Origin of the sequence: Methylophilus sp. UBA6697 (assembly GCF_002454655.1) — a bacterium.
GTDB lineage: Bacteria > Pseudomonadota > Gammaproteobacteria > Burkholderiales > Methylophilaceae > Methylophilus.
The window spans coordinates 22,393-45,423 of the sequence record NZ_DKJH01000022.1 but is presented as its reverse complement, the minus strand read 5'-3'; the positions used below and the strand labels follow the sequence as shown (position 1 = coordinate 45,423).

Below are 23,031 nucleotides of genomic sequence, written 5' to 3'. Positions count from 1 at the left end.
TGAGCGCGTATGAATCCCTCACGGTTATTTATTGAGCGGCCCGTGGCGACGCTGCTGTTGATGCTGGGCGTGTTACTGTCCGGCCTCATGGCATATCGCCTGTTGCCGCAGTCGGCTTTGCCGCAAGTTGATTACCCGACCATACAAGTGGTCACCATGTATCCCGGTGCCAGCCCCGATGTGATGGCCACAGCGGTCACCGCGCCACTGGAGCGGCAGTTCGGCTCCATGACCGGCCTGAGCCAGATGTTTTCTTCCAGCTCGGCGGGGAGCTCGGTGATTACCTTGCAGTTTGCCTTGCATTTAAGCCTGGATGAGGCAGAGCAGTACGTACAGGCCTCGATTAACGCTGCCGCCAATTACCTGCCTACCGATTTGCCCGCGCCGCCGGTATTCAGCAAGGTCAATCCGGCCGATACAGCGGTGCTGACCCTGGCCGTCAGTGACGAAAGCCTGGCTCTGCCGGATTTGCAAGATGTCGTAGAAACGCGTCTGGTGCAGAAAATCTCACAGGTCAGTGGGGTTGGTCTGGTGAGCGTCGGCGGCGGCAATCGCCCGGCGGTGCGTATCCGTGCCTATCCACAGGCACTAGCAGCGTATGGCATCAGTTTTGAGACCTTACGTACCGCCATCGCTGCGGCCAACTCCAATCAGGCTAAAGGCAATATAGATGGTACTTATTTGTCGATTGCCCTGGATGCCAACAGCCAGTTGAAAAAGGCCAGCGAATACCGCACGCAAATTGTCGCTATCCGCAATGGGACACCGGTGCGTTTGGGCGATGTGGCAGAAGTCACGGATGATGTCGAGAATCGCTATCTCGGTGCCTGGGTCAACCAGAAGCCGGTCATCTTGCTCAGCATACAACGGCAGCCGGGCGCGAACGTGATTGAGGTGGTCGACAGGATACAGGCGCTGCTACCAGAGTTGAAAGCGACCATTGCGTCCAATATCCAGATTGAGGTTATTTCAGACCGCACCACCAGTATACGCAACGCTATTCACGATGTGCAACTCGAGCTGATGCTGGCGATTGCACTAGTGATCATGGTGATCTTTCTGTTCCTGAAAACCCTGGCCGGCACCCTGATTCCTAGCCTGGCGGTACCGTTATCGCTACTGGGTACATTTAGCGTGATGTATTTTGCGGGCTTTAGCGTCAACAACCTGACCTTGATGGCCCTCACCATCGCCACCGGCTTTGTGGTGGATGATGCGATTGTGATGATAGAAAACATCTCGCGTCATATCGAGGAAGGTGCCAGCCCTATGCAGGCCGCCTTGCAAGGTTCGCGGGAAATCGGCTTTACCATTATCTCGCTGACCTTCTCACTGATTGCGGTGCTGATTCCATTGTTGTTTATGCAGGATATCGTCGGTCGCTTGTTCCGCGAGTTTGCCAGTACGCTGGCGATTGCCATCCTGATTTCCGGCATTGTGTCATTGACCCTGACACCGATGCTAAGTGCGCGCCTGCTAAAGCGTGCCGATGCGCGCAACACGGCCGCCTGGCAACGCTGGCTGGAGCAGCGGTTTACCGCACTCACCAACGGCTATGCGCGTTCGTTACGCTGGGTATTGGCACATCAGGCACTGGCGCTGGCGGTGACCCTGGTGACGCTGCTGCTGACCTTCTGGCTAGTGTGGTGGGTGCCCAAGGGCTTTTTCCCGATTCAGGATAATGGCTTGATCCAGGCAGCCATCGAAGCGCCACAATCATGGTCATTCCGGCAGGTATCCGAAAAGCATCACGCGATAGTCGAGCAACTATTGCAGGACGATGATGTGGACAGCATTTCTTCTGTGGTCGGTGTAGACGGTATCAATAAAACCCTAAATGAAGGCCGGCTGCTGATTAAACTCAAGTCGCTGGAACAGCGGAAAACACGCATTCAACAGGTCATAGACCGTTTGCAGCAACGCGTGCCTGAAGACCAGGGTTTTACTTTGCGCATGCAACCGGTACAGGATTTAACCGTGGAAACCCGCACCGGGCCGACCAGCTACCAGCTGACCGCCGTCAGTCTGGATGCGACGGCCTTGCAGCAGGCATTGCCAACCCTGGTGCATGCTTTGCAACAATTGCCATCCCTCAAAGAGGTGACCAGTAGCGAAAAGTCTGCGGGGTTGAAGCTGTATGTTGAGGTCAATCGTGATGCGGCCAGCCGCCTGGGCATTAGTATGTCGGCCATTGATGATGTGTTGTACAGCGCGTATGGCCAGCGCTTTGTGTCTACTATTTTTACCCAGACCAACCAGTACCGCGTCGTACTCGAGGCACATGCCAGTACCGATGTGGGCATACAGTCACTGGCACAACTATATGTGACCAATGCTGCAGGCGAAGCCGTGCCTTTGTCTACCATTGCTCAATTCAGTGAGCGTGTGGGCGATTTGCTGATTCACCGCCAGGACCAGTTTCCGGCGGCAGTGGTGTATTTCAATGTGGCGGAGGGCGTGTCTTTGGGCGAAGCCGTGTCTGCCATTGAGGCTGCGACGGCCAAACTGGAATTGCCTTCTACCGTGCAACTGGGTTTCCAGGGGGCTGCCAATGCGTTCAGGGCGGCGCTGGATAATGAATTGCTGCTGGTGGTTGCAGCGCTCATCACCATGTATATCGTGTTGGGTGTATTGTATGAAAGTTTTGTGCACCCGCTGACTATCCTCTCCACTTTACCTTCGGCCAGTGTCGGTGCCTTGCTGGCTTTATCCGTGAGTGGGCAGTCCCTGACGATCATCGCCATTATCGGCATCGTATTGCTGATCGGGATTGTGCAAAAAAACGCCATCATGATGATTGATTTTGCACTGGATGCCGAACGTGCGCATGGTAGCCCGCCCTCGCACGCCATTTACCAGGCATCGTTGTTACGCTTCCGGCCTATCCTGATGACGACGCTGGCGGCATTGTTGAGTGCCTTGCCGCTGATGTTTAGTCATGGCACCGGTGCTGAGCTGCGGCAGCCACTGGGCATTGTCATGGTCGGCGGTTTGTTGTTCAGCCAAGTACTCACTTTGTATACCACGCCAGTGATTTACCTGACGTTTGACCGTTTGGCCGACCGTTTCAGGCATCGTCATGTGCATATTGCGCAATCGGTGACTACCGCGTTGGAAAAGCCATGAGTGTGCTGACCCTCTTTATCCGGCGCCCGGTAGCGACTGCCTTGCTGACACTGGCGATTGCTTTGCCCGGCCTGCTGGCATTTAAATACCTGCCACGCGCTGCGTTGCCACAAGTCGATTATCCGACCATTAATGTGGCCGCCAACTTGCCCGGTGCCAGCCCGGAAACCATGGCGGCGACGGTGGCAACCCCCTTGGAACGCGCTTTCGGCAGGATTGCCGGCATTGAGGAGATGACCTCTACCAGCACGCAAGGCGCCACGCGGATTAATTTGCAGTTTGAGCTGGACCGCAATATTGATGGCGCAGCACGTGATGTGCAGGCTGCCATCAATGCGGCGCGGGCTTTATTGCCGCGCAATATTCCGTCCAATCCCAGCTACCGCCGCATCAATGCCTCTGCCGCGCCTATCCTGGCGATTTCGCTGACCTCGCCTACGCATACCAAAGAGCAGTTGTATGACTATGCGTTTTCTATCCTGGGCCAGAAAATCTCGCAGGTACGCGGTGTTGGCCAGGTCAGTATCAACGGTAGTGCCTTGCGTTCAGTGCGCGTGGAGGTGAATCCAAACGCGCTCAACCAATATGGCATCAGCCTGGAGCAATTGCGCACGGCGATTGCGGCTTCTAACCAGAATCGACCCAAAGGGCAGGTGCAATCAGGGGACCATGCCTGGCAGATTGAGGTCAATGACCAGGCCAAACGCGCGGTGGATTATCAGAACCTGATTGTGGCTTACCGGGGGCAATCGCCCATCCGTTTGACCGATGTGGCCGTGGTCAGGGACTCGGTGCAGGAGGTGCGTAATGCAGGCTCCGCCAATGGCAAGCCGACCGTAATGCTGGTCGTGCTAAGCCAGCCGGGCGCCAATGTGATTGAAACGGTGGATGCCATTCGCACCATGCTGCCAGCATTGAAAACACTGATTCCACAGTCTATCGACCTGGAAGTGATTATTGACCGCAGCACCACGGTGCGCAAATCCATCAGCGAAGTGCAGCACACACTGTATATCTCGATTGCGCTCGTCATCCTGGTGACCTTTGTCTTTTTGCGTAATGGTCGCGCGACACTGATTCCCAGCATTGCGATCCCGGTCTCTTTGCTGGGGACTCTGGCGGTGATTTATTTGTTGGGCTACAGCCTGAATAATTTGTCACTGATGGCGCTGATTATTTCGGCCAGCTTTGTGGTGGATGATGCCATCGTGGTAGTCGAAAACACCATACAGCATCTGGAAAAAGGCGAGTCTCCGCTAGAGGCCGCGATCAAAGGCATGCAGGAAGTGGGGTTTACCGTGCTGGCCATGAGCGTGTCGCTAGTCGCAGTGTTTGTGCCCTTGCTGTTTATGGATGGCATTCTGGGGCGCTTATTCCGTGAGTTTGCAGTGACCTTGTCGGTGGCAGTCATGATTTCATTACTGGTGTCACTGACCGCCACGCCCATGTTGTGCGCACAGTTTTTAAAAGCACCTGAGGCCAAGCCGCAAAGCCGCTGGGCAAGATATTTCTCTAACTTGGTCGATGCACCGTTTGTGTTTTACCGCTGGACGCTGGGCTGGACCTTGCGCCATGGCTGGCTCATGCTCATCCTGCTGCTGGGCGTGATTGTGCTCAATGTGCATCTGTATAAAATCGTGCCCAAAGGCTTCTTTCCGCAACAGGATACGGGCCGTTTGCAGGGCTCTTTCCAGGGCGATCAAAGTCTGTCTTTTGCCGAAATCCGCAAGCGCATAGACCGCCTGATGAAGATTGTCAGCGAAGACCCTGATATCAAAACTCATTATGAATATACCGGCGGTGCGGGTGGCGGCCAAACCAATACCGGCACCATGTTTGCCAGCCTGCGGCCCTTGCCTGAACGTGAAACAACGGCGGCAGATGTGGTTGCACGCCTGCGGCCAAAACTCATGAAAGTGCCTGGCGTGTCACTCATGCTGACCTCGCAACAGGAGCTCAGCATAGGTGCGCGGCAGGGTGGGGCACAATTTCAATATACCTTGCTGGCAGACGACCTGCCTACGCTGGAAAAAATCACGCCCAAATTGCGCGGGCTGATGAATCGCCTGCCAGAACTCACCGACGTCAATACGGACTTTCAGACGCAGGGCTTGCAATTGCAATTGCAAGTAGACCGTAACGCCGCTGCGCAACTGGGGATCACCGCCGCACAGCTGGATGCGACCCTGAACAACGCCTTTAGTCAGCGGTTGATTTCGACGATTTATGAACCACTGAACCAATATTACGTGGTGCTGACCTTGTCGCCCGAATTCACCAAAGGGCCGCAAGCGCTGGAGCAACTCTATCTTAATGGTCTGAATAATACGCGGGTGCCCCTGTCGGCCCTGAGTCGCTGGCAGCTCAAGAGTACGCCGTTAGCGGTGAACCATCAGGGGCAGTTTGTGGCGGCCACCATCTCGTTTAACGTGGCAGAAGGATATTCGCTGGAGCAGGCGACCAGCGCTATTGAGGCGGCGTTTGAACGCTCTGGTGCGCCAGACAATGTCAATGCGACCTTCTCCGGCGCGGCAAAAATGTTCAAAGCTTCACTGGCCAGCCAGCCATGGTTGATACTGACTGGCTTGCTCACGGTGTATATCGTGTTGGGCATCCTGTATGAAAGTTTTATCCATCCGCTGACTATTTTGTCTACCTTGCCCTCGGCTGGTATTGGCGCTTTGCTGGCGCTAATCGTGTTCGACAGTGAGTTTTCCATCATCGCCCTGATCGGCGTCATTCTGCTCACCGGCATCGTGATGAAAAATGCCATCATGCTGATTGATTGTGCCCTGCAACTGGAGCGGCAGGGCTATGCGCCCTATGACTCTATCAAAGAAGCGTGTTTGCTCAGGTTCCGCCCGATCTTGATGACCACGCTGGCTGCCATGCTGGGCGCATTGCCATTGGCATTAGGCTCCGGTGATGGTGCGGAAATCCGCCAGCCATTGGGCATTTCGGTCGTGGGTGGGCTGGTGTTCAGTCAACTGCTTACCTTGTACACCACGCCAGCGGTGTACCTGGCGCTAGACCGCATGCGGCACGCCTTTATGCGCCGCTTTCAACATAACCCTACTTTGCATTTAAAACAGGCTTGATATGTCTCGTCAATTTCAACATGCCGGATTGATTCCATTATTACTGCTCTCGGCTTGCTCGCTCTGGCCGCAGTATGAGCGGCCAGTGGTTGCCGTGCCGGAAGCTTTCAAACAGGCTAATGCCGTCAATGGCTGGAAAGTCAGCCAACCGGGCGACACGGCATTGCGTACCGCCTGGTGGGAAAGTTATGAGGATGCACAGCTGAATACGCTGGTGACGCAGGCACTGGCAGCGAACCAGAACTTGTTATTGGCAGAAGCGAATTATCGCCGTGCTTCAGCCTTATCGTCAGCCAATCGGGCGCCACTCTGGCCGACCATCACCGCCAACGGTTCTGCCTCGCGCGCCAAACGTAGTACCAATGCTATCCGTGTTGGTAGCAGCCCGATTCTGGAAACCTATAACCTGGGACTTAACGCCAGCTGGGAGCCAGACCTCTGGGGGCGCATCAGGAAACAGATCGAATCCGGTGATGCTTCATTGCAGGCCGCTAATGCGGATGTTGAAGTCGCGAAACTTTCTATTGTCGCCAATCTACTGCAGGCCTACTTTCAGCTCAGGGTACTGGATACACAGTTAGTGTTATTGGACGACACACTGAAAGCACTGGAACGCTCACGGCAATTGACGCTGAACCGCTACCGCGCGGGCGTGGCGACTAAAACGGATGTGAATCAGGCTGATGCCTTGCACAAGAACACGCAGGTGACCGCCACAGATACCCGCTTGCAGCGCGCACAAACCGAGCACGCAATTGCCTTGCTGCTGGGTAAATCACCGGCAGAAGTGACCATTGCCGCCAATCCTTATCAGATGCAGGCGCCGCTGGCCCTGCCTGCGATCCCTGCCAGTTTGCCTGCGGCCTTGCTAGAGCGGCGCCCGGATATTGCCGCGGCCGAACACCGTGTTGCCGCTGCCAATGCCGATATTGGCGTGGCAAAAACAGCCTATTTTCCCAGCCTGAACCTGACCGCTGGCCTCGGCTACCAGAGCAATACCCTCAGCAACCTGATTTCTTCGCCTAGCCGGGTCTGGTCTATCGGGCCACTGGTTGCGCTTAATGTGTTTGATGGTGGCTTGCGCAAGGCACAAACGCAGTCAGCCATTGCCAGTTATGACGCCACGGTTGCCCAATACCGGCAAACGGTGTTGGGTGCTTTTCAAGAGGTAGAGGACCAGTTGGTGGCGATCAGCCTGCTCACTGAAGAAGCCGAGTTTCAGCAAGCGGCCGTGAAAGCGGCGAGCGATGCGTTACAGGAGTCAACCAACCGTTACAAAGCGGGCACGCTGGATTATCTCAATGTCATCACCTGGCAAACCAATACCTTAAATAATCAACGTAATCAAATCGCCATCCACGGTCGCCGTTTGCAGGCCAGTGTGGCACTGGTCAGCGCGATTGGCGGTGGCTGGAACGCTAATCATTCGGCTGAGACCATAACCCCATCCAAAGGAGAATCACATGACACAACTCGCTAGCAGAAATGCACAACACAGCATAGAGCCCATCTTTATTGACCGCTGGTCACCACGCGCCTACACCGGCGAAACGATTGATGACGCCACTTTGCTCAGCCTGTTTGAAGCCGCGCGCTGGGCCCCTTCGGCCAATAACTCGCAACCCTGGCGCTTTATCTATGCTAAAAATGGCTCTGCACACTGGGACGATTTGTTTGCATTGCTCAACGAGAACAACCAGCGCTGGGTCAATCGCGCCGCTGTGCTGATTGCACTGGTTTCCAAAAAGACACATGTGCGCCCGGGCGAGACGGCAGCATCGCCATTAAAAAACCATTCTTTAGACGCAGGTGCGGCATGGGCCAGCCTGGCTTTCCAGGCCTATCAACTGGGCTGGCGCACACGGGCGATTGGTGGCTTTAACCGTGACGCTGCGCCAGAAGTATTAGGCGTGCCAGAAGGTTACCAGGTAGAAATCCTGATTGCCGTGGGTAAGCAAGCAGACAAGTCTGTGTTGCCAGAAGACTTTCATGAGCGCGAGCAGCCTACACCTAGAAAACCGGTTGAAAAATTCGTTGCTGAAGGCAAGTTTAGCTTTGCAGAATAATTCTGCTGCCCGGTGAGTTATTGTGTCTTCATTCTGCGAATACTTTATGCATCAAGCCTTGCGGGAAGCTCGTAAGGCCTTGCCCGCGTGTCATCCTAATCCGCCAGTGGGTTGCGTGCTGGTAAATGGAGGAAGAGTGATCGCAACTGGCTATACGCAACCGCCTGGGCGACATCACGCTGAAGCGATGGCCTTGGCTAACGTACAAGGTGACCTGTCCGAAGTCACGGCATACGTCACGCTGGAACCGTGTTCCTTTCACGGCAGAACCCCCTCCTGCGCGAAAGCGCTAGCTGCGAGCGGCATTAAACGTGTAGTCATCGCCACGCTTGATCCTGATACGCGTAATGCTGGTGCTGGTGTCGAAATCTTACAGGCAGCAGGGATTGAGGTCGTGGTCGGTGTGCTTGAGCGCAAAGTGCTAAATGAAATTGGCGCATACCTGGCTGTGCCATACCGGGCTGGCAGTAAGTGAATATTCGGCATTTAACGCGTCAAGATTTGCCCGCGCTGTTTGCGTTATACGAATATCTGCATGCTACGGACTCACCTTTGCCAACGCCACAAGATGTCAGTGCTGTTTGGGATGTCGTTGAGAAAAATGATGGCATTCGCTACTTTGGTGTGTTTATAGACAATATGTTGGTATCAAGTTGCACCATTACCGTGATTCCCAACCTCACGCGAAGCTGCCGTCCTTATGGCGTGATCGAAAATGTGGTGACGCATGCCTTGCATCGAAAGCATGGTTACGGCACAGCGGTTCTTCAATCAGCACTCACGCATGCGTGGTCATTAGGCTGTTACAAAGTCATGTTGCTAACGGGGCGTAAGGATGAGGCAGTTTTCCGTTTTTACCAATCTGCCGGATTCGATTCACAGAGCAAGCAGGCATTTCTTGCCAAGCCTGATCATTAATCAATATATGTGAAGGGATGACTATGGAGTTACGTCATATCACTGAAAACGACCTCGATGCGACCTATGTGTTGTTAGCAGAAAATGGCTGGACCCATCGCCTGGGTTCGGTGGCGGAGTTTCGCACGCTGGTCGCGGCCTCACAAATTGCGACGGTTGCGACTGTGAATGATGAGATAGTCGGCTTTATTCGCGCCCTGACGGATAGACAATCCAATGGCTATTTGTCCATGCTGGTTGTGTCTGAAAAATACCGCCGACAAGGCATCGGTCGCGCATTGGTGGAAAGTGTTGTGGGCAGTCATTTACAGGTGACATGGATACTGCGCGCTGGGCGCGAGGGGGCGGTAACATTTTTTGCCAAGCTGGGTTTTGAGTTTTCTACGATAGCCATGGAACGTCGTCGTTTGTAACGAGCGGCTAGCTTATTTCGCTATTGCAAATGGTGGGAGTGTTATTTGATCTTGACGGTACCTTGCACGATCGCATTGAGGGTGTACGTGCATTCGCTAAAGATCAATTCTCCCGCCTGGGGATAGATATCAGGCAATTGGATCATTATGTAGCACGTTTTCTAGCGCTTGATGCGAATGGCAAAGTATGGAAAGACGAGGTTTATGCTCAACTCGTTGAGGAGTTTCAACTGAAAACAGGCCATGTAGTGGATACGTTAGTGACCGAGTATCTGATGCTTTACCCTCGTTTTGCTATTGAGGTGAAAGATGCAACATTTGTTTTGCAGACGTTAAAAGCGTGTGAAGTTGCTATCGGTATTGTCACGAATGGCCGCAGTGATTTGCAGCAGGCGGTGATCAAGTCATTGGGTTTTGGCGCATTTGTCAAAACTATCGTGATTTCTGAAGAAGTCGGATTCCGCAAGCCGCAGCATCAGATCTTTGAGATCGCTCTTGAGCAATTGGGTACTCAAGCTTCTGAAACTACTTTTGTCGGTGATGACCTGTATGCTGATGTAGGCGGCGCGTTAATGGCGGGTCTTTATCCCATCGCTATGCATTGTCGTGAGGCGCCAGATGGCGTGATTTGTGTGAATACTATGAGGGATGTTTTACATGCAATCTGTACAAGGTATGGCTTGCCGGAAAGGGAAGGATGAAATTTGTTTGTATTGAGTTCTCCTGGCGTGCTGCTTTTGTTGGCATATATATGACCCCTGAGCGGGATCGGCTTTGGGTGGCGATTGTGCCTTTCTTTCCGCTTTATTTTAAAAGGCATTAATGGATGCGCTTTATTGAACATTTAAATGCGTCGCAAAAACGTAGTCATTCGTTGTTGTGTGTTGGCTTGGACCCTGATTTGCAGCGCTTTCCGGCACGTTTTGGCCGCAATGACATCTTTGCGTTTAATCGGGCCGTGATTGATGCAACGCACGATGTGGTCTGTGCATACAAGCCACAGGTGGCATATTTCTCCGCCTTGGGCGCAGAGCGTGCGCTTGAAGAAACCATAGATTATATCCATACATCTTACCCGCATATCCCCGTGATTCTGGATGCCAAGCGCGGGGATATAGGCAGTACGTCTGCCCAGTATGCCAAAGAAGCCTTTGAGCGTTATCAGGCCGATGCGGTGACGATTAATCCATACATGGGGTTTGATAGTGCGGCGCCTTTTCTGGCTTATGCGGATAAAGGTGTGATTTTCTTGTGCCGGACATCTAACGCGGGGGCCGGTGATTTTCAGGATTTGCTGGTTGACGGTGAGCCTTTATACCTGCGCGTGGCCAGAAAAATTGCTGATGAGTGGAATCAGGCAAATAACTGTTTGCTGGTGGTAGGTGCAACCTGGCCGGAGCAGATGGCCAGGTTACGCACGGTTGTCGGCGATATACCCTTCCTGGTGCCTGGTATTGGCGAGCAAGGCGGTGATTTGCCCAAAATTCTGCATGCTGGTCAGACGGCTGGTGGACATGGCCTTATCCTGAGTGCGTCCAGAGCGATTCTCTACGCCAGTCAGCACGCTGACTTTGCCGAGCAAGCCAGGGCCTCGGCGCTGCGTTACCTTGAGTTGATCAGGCGTGCACAATCTTCTGCAGGCATTTTGTAGTTGTAATAACAACACTTAAAGTAGGGGAAATGTTTGCATGGCAACAATGCTGTTGGATTTGCGGCTTTTCCTGCTGGTGTGTCTACATTTGTTGAATGTTTAATTGTTTTTAATATTCATATAGATAGCACTATTTATCACTTCCAAGCTAACCCGTAAAACAGTTGGCACGGAACATGCCAATACATCTTCGTAAGTGCATATTTGCAACGGGCAGGCACAAGCTGCTTGCACAACGAAGGAGAAACATTTTGGCTAATCAATTTTATTGGCAATTACCCACTTCAGGCGATGCGCGCTATGGCAATGCGACCAGGCAGCGCCGCGGCGAAGCCTCTGATCCCAACTATCCTGTATTCGGTAACGGCGTGACTGACCCGCGTCGCAATGCGTTCAGTTATTTCGATTACATCCACCAGGTCACCAAAGCGGCTGACCTTTCCGGTTTTAATGGCATTTTTATTCCAGATAATCCGGATGGCGAAGAGCCGTGGATTGTTGCGGGCTACGTCGCACGCAGCACGCAGCGTTTGAAATTGCTGACCCAGTTTGATGCTTCACGCGGTTCTGCCGTCTATGCGGCCAAAAATGCGGTCAGTTTCCAGCGCTATACCGGTGGCCGGTTTGCCTGGCATATCACTGAAGGCAGCCAGGACGAGCGCATCCGCAAGCAATTGGGTGACTTTGTCCCCAAACAGGATATTTTGGCGCGCATTGATGAATTCATCACCGTGGCAAAAGGCGTGTTAACGACCTTCCCGTTTAATTTTGTCGGACGCTTTTTTGAAGTGCAGGATGGCGGTTTTCAAGGACCTTTGTCTGAGCGTCAAGTGCCAAGCATTTATTTGGGTGGCAACAGCACAGAACAGCTTGAGCTATCCGCAAAGCATGCAGATGTGCATGTGCTGGATGCAGTGGAACATGATGCCATTGCGCAGCAAATTGCCGCGTATCGCCAGATTGCACAAGGCCGGGCAGTCGACTTTGCCTTGCGCATAGATGTGCTGGCCCGTGAAACGCGTGAAGAAGCGCTGGAGGATGCCAAACGTTTCCTGAATCAAACCGAGGCTGCTATCCCCGCCGATGACTCCCCATTGTTGTGGCCAGGCTTCTCTGAGCAACATACGGGCGCCAAAGCTTCACTGATTGGTAGCTATGACGAAGTAGCGACTGCCTTGGCGGCTTACGCACATTTGGGCGTGACGCAATTTGTACTGGCCGCGGTGCCGCATTTTGAAGAGGCTTATCGCGTAGGCACGCATGTGTTGCCGCTGGTCCGCCAGTTAACTAATCCTGCGCAAAAGCAAGCCGCTTAGGACTTATAAGGAGAAAATAATGAGCATAGATGTTTTTTGGAGAATTCCAACCCACGGCGAGCCAGGGTCACACCGGGCACGTGATCCTTTCCGTGGTGACTGGTTTCCTGGCAATGACAACAAGACCTTGAGTGGCCTGGGTGGCGGAGGCGACGATGGCTTCACCTATATCGACTACCTGGCAGAAATTGCACGTGCCGCTGAAATTTCCGGCTTCCAGGGCGGTTTGATTCCCTCTTTCCCGAATACGGATGAGCCTTGGGTGATTTCTGCATTCCTGGCCCGCGAGACGAAAAATTTCCGCTTCATGATCCCGTTCCAGCCTGGGTTTCTTAACCCGGTGGTGGCTGCGCGCATGACTGCCAGCCTGCAACGTGCAACCGGGGGCCGCGCCTTATATAACATTATTACCGGTGGTGGCGGTCCTTCACAATTGTGGTGGGGAGACCCGGTCAAGCATGATGACCGTTATGGCCGTACCACTGAGTTCCTGGATGTGCTTAAAGGCATCTGGGCAGGTGGCCCGTTCTCCTATAATGGCCAGTTCTACCAGGTTGAAGATGCAGGCCTGCCAGATCCGCTGTCCAAAGAAGAGTACCCGGAAATATACTTCTCCGGCTCTTCTGACGCCGCGTTGGCTTCGGCTTCCAAGCATGCGGATTACTACCTGTCATGGCTGGAGCCTTTTGACTTGATCAAAGACAAATTTGCGCGGGTGAAAGAGCGCACCGATCACCTCGGACGCAAGATCAAGTGCTCCATTCGTGTCGATATCGTCGCGCGTCCAACCGAGGAAGAAGCGTGGCGTGAAGTCAGCCGTGGCTTTGAGAATATTCCGAAAGAGATACTGGATCGTTACAAAGCACAAAACGCCGGGGATTCCGTGGGTGCCAGCCGCCAGCGTGGCCTGAGACCGCAAACCATTAACAGCTACAAAGACTTTATCCTGTCGCCCAATATCTGGACGGGATTCAGCTTGCTGCGCGGTGGCCAGACCTTGGGGATTGTCGGTAGCTATGAGAATGTCGCCGCCAGACTGGATGAGTTGGTGCAACTGGGTACGGATGCCTTTATCCTGGCCAGTACGCCGCATCTGGAAGAAGCGTATCGTGTCGGTGAAGAAGTGTTGCCGCTGGTACGTGGTAAATCAGGCGCGAGTAATTTGCGCGCAGTGGCTTAAGTTAACAAGCTGGCAAACAAAGCCCTCATGCACAGCTTGCATGAGGGCTTTTTGGTATGAGTGAATAGTGAGAAAGTGTATATGGCATGACTGCCAAACTGATTGTAGATGCTAATTACAGGTTTATTGCGGCTTACCAGGAGGTCAATGCCAGAATTGCGCAACGTCAGCAAGCGCTGGCGTTGTATGTCACGCTCACAGTCAGTTTGCTTGCCGCCCTCGTAGCACTGAAACCAGGCGAGGGGGCCAGCCAACTGCCCGTTGAGTGGCTGGTACTTGGTTTCCCTGTCTCGTCGACATGTCTCGCATTTTTGAACTACAAGGCTGAGCGGGCGATCACTAATTTGAGGGCATTTTTGTCTGAGCTTGAGCGACTGCAAAACGCACATGTTGAATTGCCCAGCTATAACACGGATCCAAAATGGGCGATGGGTGCGAATAAGGCCAGACGGTTTCATGATTACGCTGCGGCAGTATTAGTGGTTGGCGGCAATACGATTGGCCTGGGCGCTGTGTTAAAAATTTATCCTGAACACATGGCAGAACACCATGTTGTGGTTTGGCTTTCTGTAGCGATTGCCATCGGTTCACTGCTGGCGTTGTTATTGATTCCACGCTGGCGTTACAGGCCCGGTTGAATCTAAAGGAATGCATGAGCATTGACACAATACAGGCCTATTACTCAGCGAGAGCACGCGAATATGATCGTGTTTATTTAAAACCGGAGCGCCAGACAGACCTGAGAAATATTGAGCACTGGTTGCCATCGGTGTTTAAGGGCCATTATCTGCTTGAAGTTGCTTGTGGCACGGGCTATTGGACGCAGTTCTTGGCACCGGTTGTTCAAGCATTACTTGCTATTGATGCATCGCCTGAGACACTCGCGATTGCTAATGAGCGCGTTCAGATATCACATGTACAGTTTGTGATTGGGGATGCCTATCATCCCCCAGTGCGTGAAGACGATTTTTCTGCCGCCTTTGCTGGATTCTGGCTTTCTCATGTACCACGTGAACGGCTTGGTTTCTTTCTCCATCAACTCCATGCCTCCCTAAAACAGGGGGCACGTGTCGTGCTTCTGGACAATCGATATGTTGAGGCTAGTAGCACGCCGATTAGCGAACCAGACGCTTCAGGCAATACTTATCAGGTACGTCGTTTGGAGGATGGTTCCACACATCGCATACTGAAGAATTTTTTTACCGAGCAGGAGCTGCGAGGCGCGGTGAGTGCTTCGGCTAGCCAGGTTCGCTTTCATGCATGGCAACACTTTTGGGCACTTGAATATGTGCTGGCTTAGTATTCGAGCTTTTTGACTATTTCACCTGACAGGCCATGTAGCATTAAAAATGACATATGAGATTAAACCTATAAGCGAGCATGACATTGATGGTTTTGCCGCTGCTGTAGATAGTGTTGCCAGAGAGCTTAAATACCTGTCTTTCACAGAAGGACCGCCGCATGAGATGACCGTTAATTTCGTGAGGAAAAATATTGCCGGACATTGGCCGCATTTTATTGCACTTTACAACCAGCAAGTCGTGGGTTGGTGTGATATTGCCTCACTTGATCGGCCGGTGTATGCACATGCAGGCGTGCTCGGGATAGGCGTTGTGCGCAGACATCGGCAACAGGGAATTGGCAAACGTTTAATGCAAGCTGCGCTGGAAGCTGCATGCGCGTCCGGTTTAACCAGGATTACATTAACAGTAAGAGAGCATAACGATGTTGCCATTAAACTCTATGAACAATTTGGCTTCTTAAAAGAAGGACTTCACATCAATGCTGTGAAAGTTAATGAACACTATGAAAACTATATTTCAATGGCCTTGTTGCTCTAAACATATTTAAATTGCTAGGAGATGTATCAAATGTCTAATCCTCCCAAACACACTGCAAGTGACTTTCACCCGGAAGCATTAAGGTTGTTTGATCAATTTGTACACGGTGACATAGACCGGCGTACATTTATCTCTAAAGCTGGCAGATTTGCCGGTGCGTTTACGGCCGTCGGCTTGCTGGAGACTTTGACCCCAAAGTTTGCCTATGCCCAGCGCATTGCGGGTAATGATGGTCGTATCCAGGCGCAGTATGTCGAAGTCGAGTCGCCCAAGGGCTATGGCAAAGTCAGAGGCTATCTGGTCAAGCCGGTCAACATCACTGGTAAATTGCCAGCTGTCCTGGTGATTCATGAGAATCGTGGGCTGAATCCGCATATCGAAGATATTGCCCGCCGCGTGGCGCTGGAGAACTTTATTGCTTTTGCGCCTGATGCGTTAACGCCGCTGGGCGGGTATCCGGGGGATGAGGATGCTGCGCGTGAGCTGTTTAAAAAGCTGGATCAGCCTAAAACCCAAGAGGACTTTGTGGCGGCATTTCACTGGCTGGCACAATTGCCTGAGAGCAATGGGCGAGTGGGGGCGATTGGTTTTTGCTATGGCGGCAGCCTGAGCAATCTTTTGGCGACGCGATTACCAACATTGGCCGCAGCCGTGCCTTTTTACGGTAGCGCGCCGCCATTGGAGGCCGTGCCTGCTATCAAGTCACCATTGCTGATTCATTTTGCCGAGCAGGATGAGCGTGTTAATGCCAGCTGGCCGCCTTATGAACAGGCGCTGAAATCTGCGGGTAAAGCATATCAGGCCTATCAATATGCGGGCACCCAGCATGGGTTTAATAATGATACGACACCACGTTATGATGAGGCCGCCGCTACGCTGGCCTGGCAACGCAGCATAGACTTTTTTAACCAGCACTTGAGAACATCAGCATAAAAAAGCCAACCCTGATAAGCGGCTGGCGGGAAAGTAATAAAAGTGGGCAAATGCCCACTTTTTTGTGTATATGGTTAGCTTCTGCCTAAAAAATCCTGTTTACCAACATCCACACCGATATGGCGCAAAATGGCGTAGGCAGTGGTCAGGTGGAAGTAAAAGTTGGGCAAAATGTTATTCAGCAGATGTGGCTGGCCTTGTACGACGCGAACTTCGGTGCCACGCGGGATAGAGATTTCCCTGGTTTCCTGGCCATCAATCTGGCTGGCTTCCAGTCCGGACAAGAAATCGATGGATGCTTTGATCAAGGCTTGATACTCGGCAAAGGTGGTCAGTGGCAGGTCAAATTTGGGGGGTGGCAGGCCAGCCAGTCTGGCGGAGTAACTAGTGGCATGATCCGCTACGCGTTGCAATTGGCGGCCAAAGGTAAACATATTGGGATAGAGGCGGGTTTCTAGCAGCACGCTTTGTTCTATCTTTTTTTCTGTGGCAAACGCAGCGGCTTTGTCCAGAATATGGGACAGGTTGCCGAGAAACTTAATAAAGGTCGGGACGGATAATTGATATAAAGAAGTGCTCATTTTTAATCACCATAAAGTGGGGTTGAAGTTAGGCTCAGGCGACGGCCAGATGCCCTTTGGATTGCAGTGAAAATAGTCGTGCATACAGCCCTTGCACGGCGAGTAGCTCGGCGTGATGGCCTCTTTCGATAATATGGCCGTGTTGCAATACCAGGATCATGTCTGCATTCATGACCGTGCTCAGACGGTGCGCGATGATGATGGAACTGCGGCCTGACACCAACTGCTCCAGGCCTTGCTGCACCAGGTGTTCTGATTCAGAATCCAGTGCGCTGGTGGCTTCGTCCAGAATAATCAGCTGCGGGTTTTTAAGAATGGCGCGGGCAATCGCCACGCGTTGTTTTTCGCCACCAGACAATTTGATCCCACGCTCACCGACCCGTGTTTCATACTGGTCATCCAGATGCCGGATAAATTCGTCAGCATGTGCTGCAACCGCCGCGGCAATCACGTCCTGGTTGGTCGCGCCCGGTCTGGCAAAGGCAATGTTCTCACCTATGCTGTCATTAAACAGGGCGACGTCTTGCAACACCACGCCCATCACGGCACGGATGCTGCGTTGCTGGTAATCCCTGAGGTCTATGCCGTTAATGAGGATACGGCCTTCGGTCGGGTCATAAAAGCGCATCAGCAGTTTGACGATGGTGGTTTTGCCACTGCCGCTGGTGCCGACCAGGGCCAGTGTCTGGCCCGCATTGAGATGAAACGACACTTGATCTAAAGCACTGGTTTCTTTGCCAGGGTAACGGAAAGTGACCTGCTCAAAAGTGATGGTTTCCAGTTGTTCCAGCACGATGGCATCAGGTTTGTCTCTGTGTTCTGCTTCTACATCCAGCAGTTCCACCAACCGCTCGGCACTGCTCTCGATTTCACTGGCCTGGTTTACCTGTCTGGCAATCGGGCCGATGGTGCTGATCAGGCTTTGGCTCAAGGTCAGTACCAGCAGGATGTCTCCCGTGGTATATGCACCTTTGAGCGCACCGTTGACAGTGAGGGCTACTGCGGCAAACACGCCAAACGTGTTCACCACATTGAGGCCTTGTTCTGATTTCCATTGGGTTTTATGCAGGTTGTCGCGCACCACGCGCCATTCGGCCTGGGTGGTGTCATAGCGTTGTTTCACTGCCGGTTCGCCGCCAAAGCTGCGTACGGTGGCAATGTTGCCAACCATTTCTGCCAGCAATCCGGTCATACGGCCTGCCAGGGCTTGCCAGCCCCGGCGATACTGGTGTGTCCAGCCTACGGTGCGGTAAGACACCCAGAAGTTGATGGCCAGCACCCCGGCCATGATCAGGCCAATGACGGGGGCCTTGACCAGCAGCACGGTGATGATAAACAGCATTTGCAGGATGCCAGAGAGGGTGCCTTCAGTGAGCGAAGACAGCCACATGGTGATGCTGGTAATGGTGCCAAAGCGATCCATGATTTCGCCGACACGGGTTTTTTCAAAGTAATCAATCGACTTTTGCGTCATGTTATCGAACACGCGCTGGCGGAAGGTGCTCACGGTATCCAGCCACAAATCATCGGCCTGCTTGTTCTGGATCGCGCCGAATATCACCACCCCCAGGCGCAAGGCAAAAAATATCCCGAGTAATACGGTCACACTCCAGGTGGCTTGTTGCTGGGTAATGGTGCCTGACAGCAGGTGTGCAATAACATCAACAATCATCTTGTACAAATACGGGGTGGCGGTATTGATAAATCCCAATGCGGTACCGACCAGGATCACCCCAATGACTTTCCCTTTATATTCGGGAATAAACTGAATGGCACGCCATACGTTTTGCATAGTTAACTCTCTATTCTTTCGCTATGACCAGGGTTGTCCCTGATCCAACTGAAAGACTAATCAAACTTCGTGCCATGATTTTTGCTAATCAAAACAATGGGCTTCGAAGGCTTGATGATTTCAGGTGTTGTAAATGAAACACTGCGCGACTATCGGCTGTTTGCTTGGCAACAGTATGGACTAGTATGCCTGTACGAGGTTCATGCAGGTCATGCCAGTTTTTACTAACCCGGGTGCGCGTTATGGCGGATGATTGCATGCACAATCTAAGGAGACTTGAAATGGGAAGTTTTAGTATTTGGCATTGGGTCATTGTGTTGGCCGTCGTGACCATGGTGTTTGGCACCAAGCGGTTGCGTAACCTGGGGGGCGATGTGGGTGGCGCGGTGAAAAGCTTTAAAGAAGCCATGAACGAGCAACCCGCTGCCGTCGAGGATCAATCCAAGCATGTTTGAGGTCGGGTTTTCTGAAATCATCGTCATCGTCGTGGTGGCGTTGATTGTGATCGGCCCCGACAAACTGCCGAAGCTGGCCAGGACTTATGGCTTGCTGTATGGCCGTGTGCAACGCTATATCTCTGGCGTGAAGCAGGATATTGACCGCCAGGTGGCGCTGGATACCATGAAGAAAGCCACAGCTGATGCGCAGCAGAAGTTGCTGTCTATGCAATCTACCTTGATTGATGTGCATACAGAAATTGAGGATATGGTGCTGCCGCCAGCCGCCACCAAACCGGCACCACCGGTGCCAGTTGCAGAGCCAGTCGCTTTAAAGTAAAACCAAGATGGAACACACCGATACCCTCAGCCATTTTTACGAGTTACGCACGCGTTTTATCCGTATCTTGCTTGGCCTGTTGCTGGCCGCATGCATGACCGTGCCATTCGCCAATGAGTTGCATCAGTTTTTTGTGGCGCCTTTACTGAGCCAGTTGCCAGCAGGGGGCAGGATGATTGCCACTTCTGTCACATCTCCGTTCATGATTCCGCTGAAGATTGCCTTGTATGTGGCGTTTGTATTGAGCCTGCCGCACACTTTGTACCAACTGTGGAAATTTGTGCAGCCAGGGCTGTATCCAAAAGAAAAGTTCATGAGCGTGCTGGGCGTATTGGCCAGTTTGTCGCTATTTATGCTGGGCGCCTGTTTTGCCTTTTATGTGGTGATCCCGGTGGTGTTTAAGTTTATTATCGGCAGCGCGCCAGCAGGGGTGGCGGTGATGACGGAAATCGGTAATTACCTGGATTTTCTCATCTCCATCACACTGGCATTTGGGGTGTCTTTTCAAACACCGATTATCGTCGTGGCGATTGCCTACATGGGACTGGTCGAATTACAGACTTTGAAAGAAAGCCGCGGTTATGTGATTGTCGGCGCATTTGTCGTGGGGGCTATTTTTACCCCGCCCGATATCATTTCGCAGTGTATGCTCGCTATCCCGTTATGGCTGTTATATGAGCTGGGATTGCTGGTAGCACGTGTGTTGATTTACCGCCGCAATCGCGCAACGCTGGCGGTGTTACCCGGCACTTAAATGAATAGATGATTGAGGCGATGTGAAAAAAAGAGGCCTACTTTTGGCCTCTTGCTCTTTGCAAGGTATCAATGGGGCACTCGCCAAACAGTTCACGGTAATAGCGCGAAAACAGGCTCATATGCCAGAACCCCCACTTGCTGGCCACATGCGCGATGCTCGAAACATCTTTTGAGGCATTGAGCAACTCAATGCGGATACGTTGCAAACGCACATTGCGCATATAGGTCACTGGCGTAATGCCCAGCACACGGATAAAGGCGTGATTGAGTGTTCTGCGGCTCACTTTCAAGACCTTACACAATTCCTCTATCGTCAACGGAAAGCCGGGATTGGTTAAAGTCGAGCTGCGGACGCGGTTCACAATATAGCGTGGGATACGGTAGTCGAAATGCGGGTGCGTATTTTCACTGGCGTGGAATAGCGCATGCAAACAGGCTGACATCAGGTCCTCTTCAAAGCTTTCCCATTTTTGCCGGTTATCCAGTTGTTGTTCCTGCTCGGCGCCAAATTGCAAACCATAGTGCAGGGTGCTGAGTAAAAGTTTGGCGACATTTGCAGGCAGTAATTCCACCGGTTTGATCGCGCCCATCACCTGGCTGAAATTCATCCAGTCTATTTTCTCTGCATAGGCTTCCAGCCGTTTGGCCGGAATCACCGCCACGGTAATTTCTGAAATGGTTGATGTCCTGAAATACAGCTCGGCATTTTTATCCAGTGTAATCAGTGAGTTGACCCGCACGGGTAGCAATCCCCAACTGGCTTCGCCTTCGACCACCGTGGTGAGCCCGATCACATAAGAGTCTTGCGGCGCACTGGCAATCTGGTCCACCGCCCGGTTCATGGTTTCAGTGAAAATTTGAATCCCATTACAGCTCACACTGTTCACTGCCCCTGAAAAAACACCTTTACTCAGTTGCGTATAGTCCTGCGACCAAAACGGCAAAGCATCAGCCTGTTCAAGCACATCACCAGTATTGCGTTTCACCAGGTGAAAGTCAGGACTGACCAGCTGGTCCAGCCCCAGTATTGTTTCTCTAAACCCCATTTTAATCGCTCCTGATATTCACCGCTTTAGAGAGTGCGGTGGGGATATCCATGAAAGTCCATTTATATAAATATTCGGACTAAATTCATTGTTTTTTATTATTTTTATTGCTTTTTAGGCCTTAAACACCCGGTTTTATTATTTTTTATGACAGAAAAACTGCCTGTCAGTGCCACTTTAGAGCGGAAATGTCCAGATGGATAGCAATAAACGGCAAAACACGCAGGCTTTTTCTGCATTTTTCCGCAGCTTTGCCAATTCTTGCTACATCGCTTTCTGCATCGCCGCTATTGTCACATCGCTTCAAATTGAAATGCATCAACTAGCCGCTAGTGCTAGGCAGGGGGATATCCACGATTGACCGTGGTGTTTGCATCATGACAAACAATGTTACAAAACACCAGTCACGACACGCGGTTGCGCGTCTTCATTTCCTCGCCTTTCTTTCTAGCCTGGTTGTTAATCAACACTAAAAAATCAAAGAGCGATGAGAGAGGAAATCTATGCACGAGGAAAGAAAGCGCCAGCTTGGCGCGTGGTTATTATTTGCCCTGCTTACCAGCCAGGCACACGCAGAAGAGGTGATTGGTCTGGGTAAAGATGGTCAGGCTGAGCTAGTCGCATCCCCGCACCATATCACTGGCAATGTGGGTGTTTATAGCGATTATTTGTTCAGGGGCATTTCATATGGTCGTGGCCGTGGCGCGTTTCAGGCGGCCGTGGATTATTCACATGATAGTGGCTGGTTTCTGGGGTTGGGCTATACCAATGTCAATAAAGATGCGATTTATGGCAATACCTATGAGATCGATCTGTATGGCGGCTTTAAAAAAACCTTTGCTAACGATGCCACAGTGACCGCAGGCTTTATTGAGTATTACTATCCGCAAAACCGGCATTATGTCGGCCAGCATCCGCATGTGGCAGAAGCCAATATCGCTGTCGATTACCATCAGTTCAATCTCAAATACTCACACTCACTCACGGACTGGTTTGGTGTGAACACGGTGTCTATGGGACACGCCATGATAGGCAATCACGAGATGGGCGAGGGTGGCTCTAAAGGTAGTCACTATGTAGAGGCGAGTTACACCACATCATTAGCCAATACCGGCATCAACTGTGTGTTTCATGTTGGCCACCAGGTGGTTAAAAACTATTACATCGGCAATTACACCGATTACTCGGTTGGCCTGAATAAAGATTTCAGCATCGGCAGTGTGAAAGGCTGGAATGCCGGGGTGAGTTATGTGGCGATTGATGCCAACGATGACTGGTACACGGCCGCGGATGGCTATAAAACTGCCCAAAACAAGTTTTTTGGCTATATCCGCCTGAATATGTAGGCAGCGTTTTAGCCCGCCAGCTGGCTTGCCAGGCCGGCTGTGCCCGATTGATAGCCCCTTCCAGATATCTCCGACATGTCCTTCATAAGGAAGGGGCTTTTTTCTCAATAGTAAAAACTGGCATGACTTGGCCTTCATAAAACGTTCACAAAAGGGATATGCCGATTTTTGCTAAAGCCCGCTAAACAAGA

22 protein-coding genes are annotated in these 23,031 nt (G+C 52.1%); 19 read left to right on the top strand and 3 right to left on the bottom strand.

The genetic code is table 11. The annotated features are described in order from the left end of the window. The first annotated feature begins 9 nt into the window (after positions 1 to 9). The 15 genes from B3355_RS06670 to B3355_RS06600 all read left to right on the top strand — a co-directional run bounded on the left by B3355_RS06670 (position 10) and on the right by B3355_RS06600 (position 16,542). Positions 10 to 3,126 carry an efflux RND transporter permease subunit gene (locus B3355_RS06670; RefSeq protein WP_292781774.1) on the top strand — a complete coding sequence of 1,039 codons (3,117 nt, stop codon included), beginning with the start codon at positions 10 to 12 and terminating at the stop codon, positions 3,124 to 3,126. Then, complete coding sequence (locus B3355_RS06665) at positions 3,123 to 6,224, top strand: efflux RND transporter permease subunit (RefSeq protein WP_292781771.1); 3,102 nt, start codon at positions 3,123 to 3,125, stop codon at positions 6,222 to 6,224. The genes B3355_RS06670 and B3355_RS06665 overlap by 4 nt, the downstream gene beginning before the upstream one ends. Before the next feature lies 1 nt (position 6,225). Beyond that, positions 6,226 to 7,704 (top strand): efflux transporter outer membrane subunit, encoded by a 1,479-nt coding sequence (locus B3355_RS06660; RefSeq protein ID WP_292781768.1) that lies wholly within the window; start codon positions 6,226 to 6,228, stop codon positions 7,702 to 7,704. Beyond that, positions 7,688 to 8,290 (top strand): nitroreductase family protein, encoded by a 603-nt coding sequence (locus tag B3355_RS06655; RefSeq protein ID WP_047516565.1) that lies wholly within the window; start codon positions 7,688 to 7,690, stop codon positions 8,288 to 8,290. The genes B3355_RS06660 and B3355_RS06655 overlap by 17 nt, the downstream gene beginning before the upstream one ends. Positions 8,291 to 8,336: 46 nt before the next feature. Continuing rightward, a complete protein-coding gene (locus B3355_RS06650; protein WP_292781762.1) occupies positions 8,337 to 8,765 on the top strand; it encodes a bifunctional diaminohydroxyphosphoribosylaminopyrimidine deaminase/5-amino-6-(5-phosphoribosylamino)uracil reductase RibD in 429 nt (142 codons plus the stop codon). Next, complete coding sequence (locus tag B3355_RS06645) at positions 8,762 to 9,208, top strand: GNAT family N-acetyltransferase (protein WP_292781759.1); 447 nt, start codon at positions 8,762 to 8,764, stop codon at positions 9,206 to 9,208. Before B3355_RS06650 ends, B3355_RS06645 begins: the two co-directional genes overlap by 4 nt. Before the next feature lie 23 nt (positions 9,209 to 9,231). Beyond that, positions 9,232 to 9,621, top strand: a complete 390-nt coding sequence (locus tag B3355_RS06640; RefSeq protein ID WP_292781756.1) for a GNAT family N-acetyltransferase — start codon at positions 9,232 to 9,234, stop codon at positions 9,619 to 9,621. 29 nt (positions 9,622 to 9,650) lie between these two features. Next, positions 9,651 to 10,322, top strand: a complete 672-nt coding sequence (locus tag B3355_RS06635; RefSeq protein ID WP_292781753.1) for an HAD family hydrolase — start codon at positions 9,651 to 9,653, stop codon at positions 10,320 to 10,322. A gap of 125 nt (positions 10,323 to 10,447) precedes the next feature. Continuing rightward, positions 10,448 to 11,272, top strand: a complete 825-nt coding sequence (pyrF, locus tag B3355_RS06630; RefSeq protein WP_292781749.1) for an orotidine-5'-phosphate decarboxylase — start codon at positions 10,448 to 10,450, stop codon at positions 11,270 to 11,272. Positions 11,273 to 11,523: 251 nt separating this feature from the next. Next, positions 11,524 to 12,588, top strand: coding sequence for an LLM class flavin-dependent oxidoreductase (locus B3355_RS06625; RefSeq protein ID WP_292781746.1), 1,065 nt, complete (start codon positions 11,524 to 11,526; stop codon positions 12,586 to 12,588). Between the two features lie 19 nt (positions 12,589 to 12,607). Continuing rightward, entirely contained in the window at positions 12,608 to 13,768 is a 1,161-nt protein-coding gene (locus tag B3355_RS06620; RefSeq protein WP_019883230.1) for an LLM class flavin-dependent oxidoreductase, read from the top strand. 86 nt (positions 13,769 to 13,854) lie between these two features. Then, complete coding sequence (locus B3355_RS06615; protein ID WP_292781743.1) at positions 13,855 to 14,406, top strand: hypothetical protein; 552 nt, start codon at positions 13,855 to 13,857, stop codon at positions 14,404 to 14,406. Between the two features lie 14 nt (positions 14,407 to 14,420). After that, entirely contained in the window at positions 14,421 to 15,068 is a 648-nt protein-coding gene (locus tag B3355_RS06610) for a class I SAM-dependent methyltransferase (RefSeq protein ID WP_292781740.1), read from the top strand. 49 nt (positions 15,069 to 15,117) lie between these two features. Beyond that, positions 15,118 to 15,609 (top strand): GNAT family N-acetyltransferase, encoded by a 492-nt coding sequence (locus tag B3355_RS06605; RefSeq protein ID WP_292781736.1) that lies wholly within the window; start codon positions 15,118 to 15,120, stop codon positions 15,607 to 15,609. 30 nt (positions 15,610 to 15,639) lie between these two features. Then, entirely contained in the window at positions 15,640 to 16,542 is a 903-nt protein-coding gene (locus B3355_RS06600) for a dienelactone hydrolase family protein (protein WP_292781733.1), read from the top strand. A 74-nt stretch (positions 16,543 to 16,616) separates the two neighbouring features. Here B3355_RS06600 and B3355_RS06595 read toward each other — a convergent pair whose 3' ends face one another. Both B3355_RS06595 and B3355_RS06590 read right to left on the bottom strand, forming a co-directional pair. Next, positions 16,617 to 17,123: a DUF1993 domain-containing protein gene (locus B3355_RS06595; protein ID WP_292781731.1), complete on the bottom strand. Its 507-nt coding sequence runs from the start codon at positions 17,121 to 17,123 to the stop codon at positions 16,617 to 16,619. 34 nt (positions 17,124 to 17,157) lie between these two features. Further along, a complete protein-coding gene (locus tag B3355_RS06590; RefSeq protein WP_292781728.1) occupies positions 17,158 to 18,915 on the bottom strand; it encodes an ABC transporter ATP-binding protein in 1,758 nt (585 codons plus the stop codon). Positions 18,916 to 19,196: 281 nt separating this feature from the next. Here B3355_RS06590 and tatA point away from each other — a divergent pair, with 281 nt between their 5' ends. Genes tatA through tatC form a run of 3 tightly spaced genes read left to right on the top strand, consistent with a single transcriptional unit; the run spans position 19,197 to position 20,446 of the window. Beyond that, a complete protein-coding gene (tatA, locus tag B3355_RS06585) occupies positions 19,197 to 19,370 on the top strand; it encodes a Sec-independent protein translocase subunit TatA (protein ID WP_292781725.1) in 174 nt (57 codons plus the stop codon). After that, positions 19,363 to 19,692: a Sec-independent protein translocase protein TatB gene (gene tatB, locus B3355_RS06580; protein ID WP_194754690.1), complete on the top strand. Its 330-nt coding sequence runs from the start codon at positions 19,363 to 19,365 to the stop codon at positions 19,690 to 19,692. Before tatA ends, tatB begins: the two co-directional genes overlap by 8 nt. 7 nt (positions 19,693 to 19,699) lie before the next feature. Further along, the gene (gene tatC, locus B3355_RS06575) at positions 19,700 to 20,446 is read left to right on the top strand and encodes a twin-arginine translocase subunit TatC (RefSeq protein WP_292781717.1); all 747 of its coding nucleotides are present in this window, start codon (positions 19,700 to 19,702) and stop codon (positions 20,444 to 20,446) included. Positions 20,447 to 20,483: 37 nt separating this feature from the next. On the opposite strand, the gene B3355_RS06570 is transcribed toward tatC, so the two are convergent. After that, positions 20,484 to 21,494 carry a helix-turn-helix domain-containing protein gene (locus B3355_RS06570; protein WP_047516597.1) on the bottom strand — a complete coding sequence of 337 codons (1,011 nt, stop codon included), beginning with the start codon at positions 21,492 to 21,494 and terminating at the stop codon, positions 20,484 to 20,486. Positions 21,495 to 21,997: 503 nt separating this feature from the next. Here B3355_RS06570 and B3355_RS06565 point away from each other — a divergent pair. Next, entirely contained in the window at positions 21,998 to 22,840 is an 843-nt protein-coding gene (locus B3355_RS06565; protein ID WP_292781713.1) for a TorF family putative porin, read from the top strand. Positions 22,841 to 23,031: the final 191 nt, after the last annotated feature.

Coding starts and splice junctions, on each gene's coding strand:
- B3355_RS06565 (WP_292781713.1), top strand. CDS start 21,998: ATGCACGAGGAAAGAAAGCGCCAGCTTGGCGCGTGGTTATTATTTGCC.
- B3355_RS06670 (WP_292781774.1), top strand. CDS start 10: ATGAATCCCTCACGGTTATTTATTGAGCGGCCCGTGGCGACGCTGCTG.
- pyrF (WP_292781749.1), top strand. CDS start 10,448: ATGCGCTTTATTGAACATTTAAATGCGTCGCAAAAACGTAGTCATTCG.
- B3355_RS06615 (WP_292781743.1), top strand. CDS start 13,855: ATGACTGCCAAACTGATTGTAGATGCTAATTACAGGTTTATTGCGGCT.
- B3355_RS06660 (WP_292781768.1), top strand. CDS start 6,226: ATGTCTCGTCAATTTCAACATGCCGGATTGATTCCATTATTACTGCTC.
- tatC (WP_292781717.1), top strand. CDS start 19,700: ATGGAACACACCGATACCCTCAGCCATTTTTACGAGTTACGCACGCGT.
- B3355_RS06635 (WP_292781753.1), top strand. CDS start 9,651: ATGGTGGGAGTGTTATTTGATCTTGACGGTACCTTGCACGATCGCATT.
- B3355_RS06640 (WP_292781756.1), top strand. CDS start 9,232: ATGGAGTTACGTCATATCACTGAAAACGACCTCGATGCGACCTATGTG.
- B3355_RS06590 (WP_292781728.1), bottom strand. CDS start 18,915: ATGCAAAACGTATGGCGTGCCATTCAGTTTATTCCCGAATATAAAGGG.
- B3355_RS06595 (WP_292781731.1), bottom strand. CDS start 17,123: ATGAGCACTTCTTTATATCAATTATCCGTCCCGACCTTTATTAAGTTT.
- tatA (WP_292781725.1), top strand. CDS start 19,197: ATGGGAAGTTTTAGTATTTGGCATTGGGTCATTGTGTTGGCCGTCGTG.
- B3355_RS06600 (WP_292781733.1), top strand. CDS start 15,640: ATGTCTAATCCTCCCAAACACACTGCAAGTGACTTTCACCCGGAAGCA.
- B3355_RS06650 (WP_292781762.1), top strand. CDS start 8,337: ATGCATCAAGCCTTGCGGGAAGCTCGTAAGGCCTTGCCCGCGTGTCAT.
- B3355_RS06655 (WP_047516565.1), top strand. CDS start 7,688: ATGACACAACTCGCTAGCAGAAATGCACAACACAGCATAGAGCCCATC.
- B3355_RS06605 (WP_292781736.1), top strand. CDS start 15,118: ATGACATATGAGATTAAACCTATAAGCGAGCATGACATTGATGGTTTT.
- B3355_RS06610 (WP_292781740.1), top strand. CDS start 14,421: ATGAGCATTGACACAATACAGGCCTATTACTCAGCGAGAGCACGCGAA.
- B3355_RS06570 (WP_047516597.1), bottom strand. CDS start 21,494: ATGGGGTTTAGAGAAACAATACTGGGGCTGGACCAGCTGGTCAGTCCT.
- tatB (WP_194754690.1), top strand. CDS start 19,363: ATGTTTGAGGTCGGGTTTTCTGAAATCATCGTCATCGTCGTGGTGGCG.
- B3355_RS06665 (WP_292781771.1), top strand. CDS start 3,123: ATGAGTGTGCTGACCCTCTTTATCCGGCGCCCGGTAGCGACTGCCTTG.
- B3355_RS06620 (WP_019883230.1), top strand. CDS start 12,608: ATGAGCATAGATGTTTTTTGGAGAATTCCAACCCACGGCGAGCCAGGG.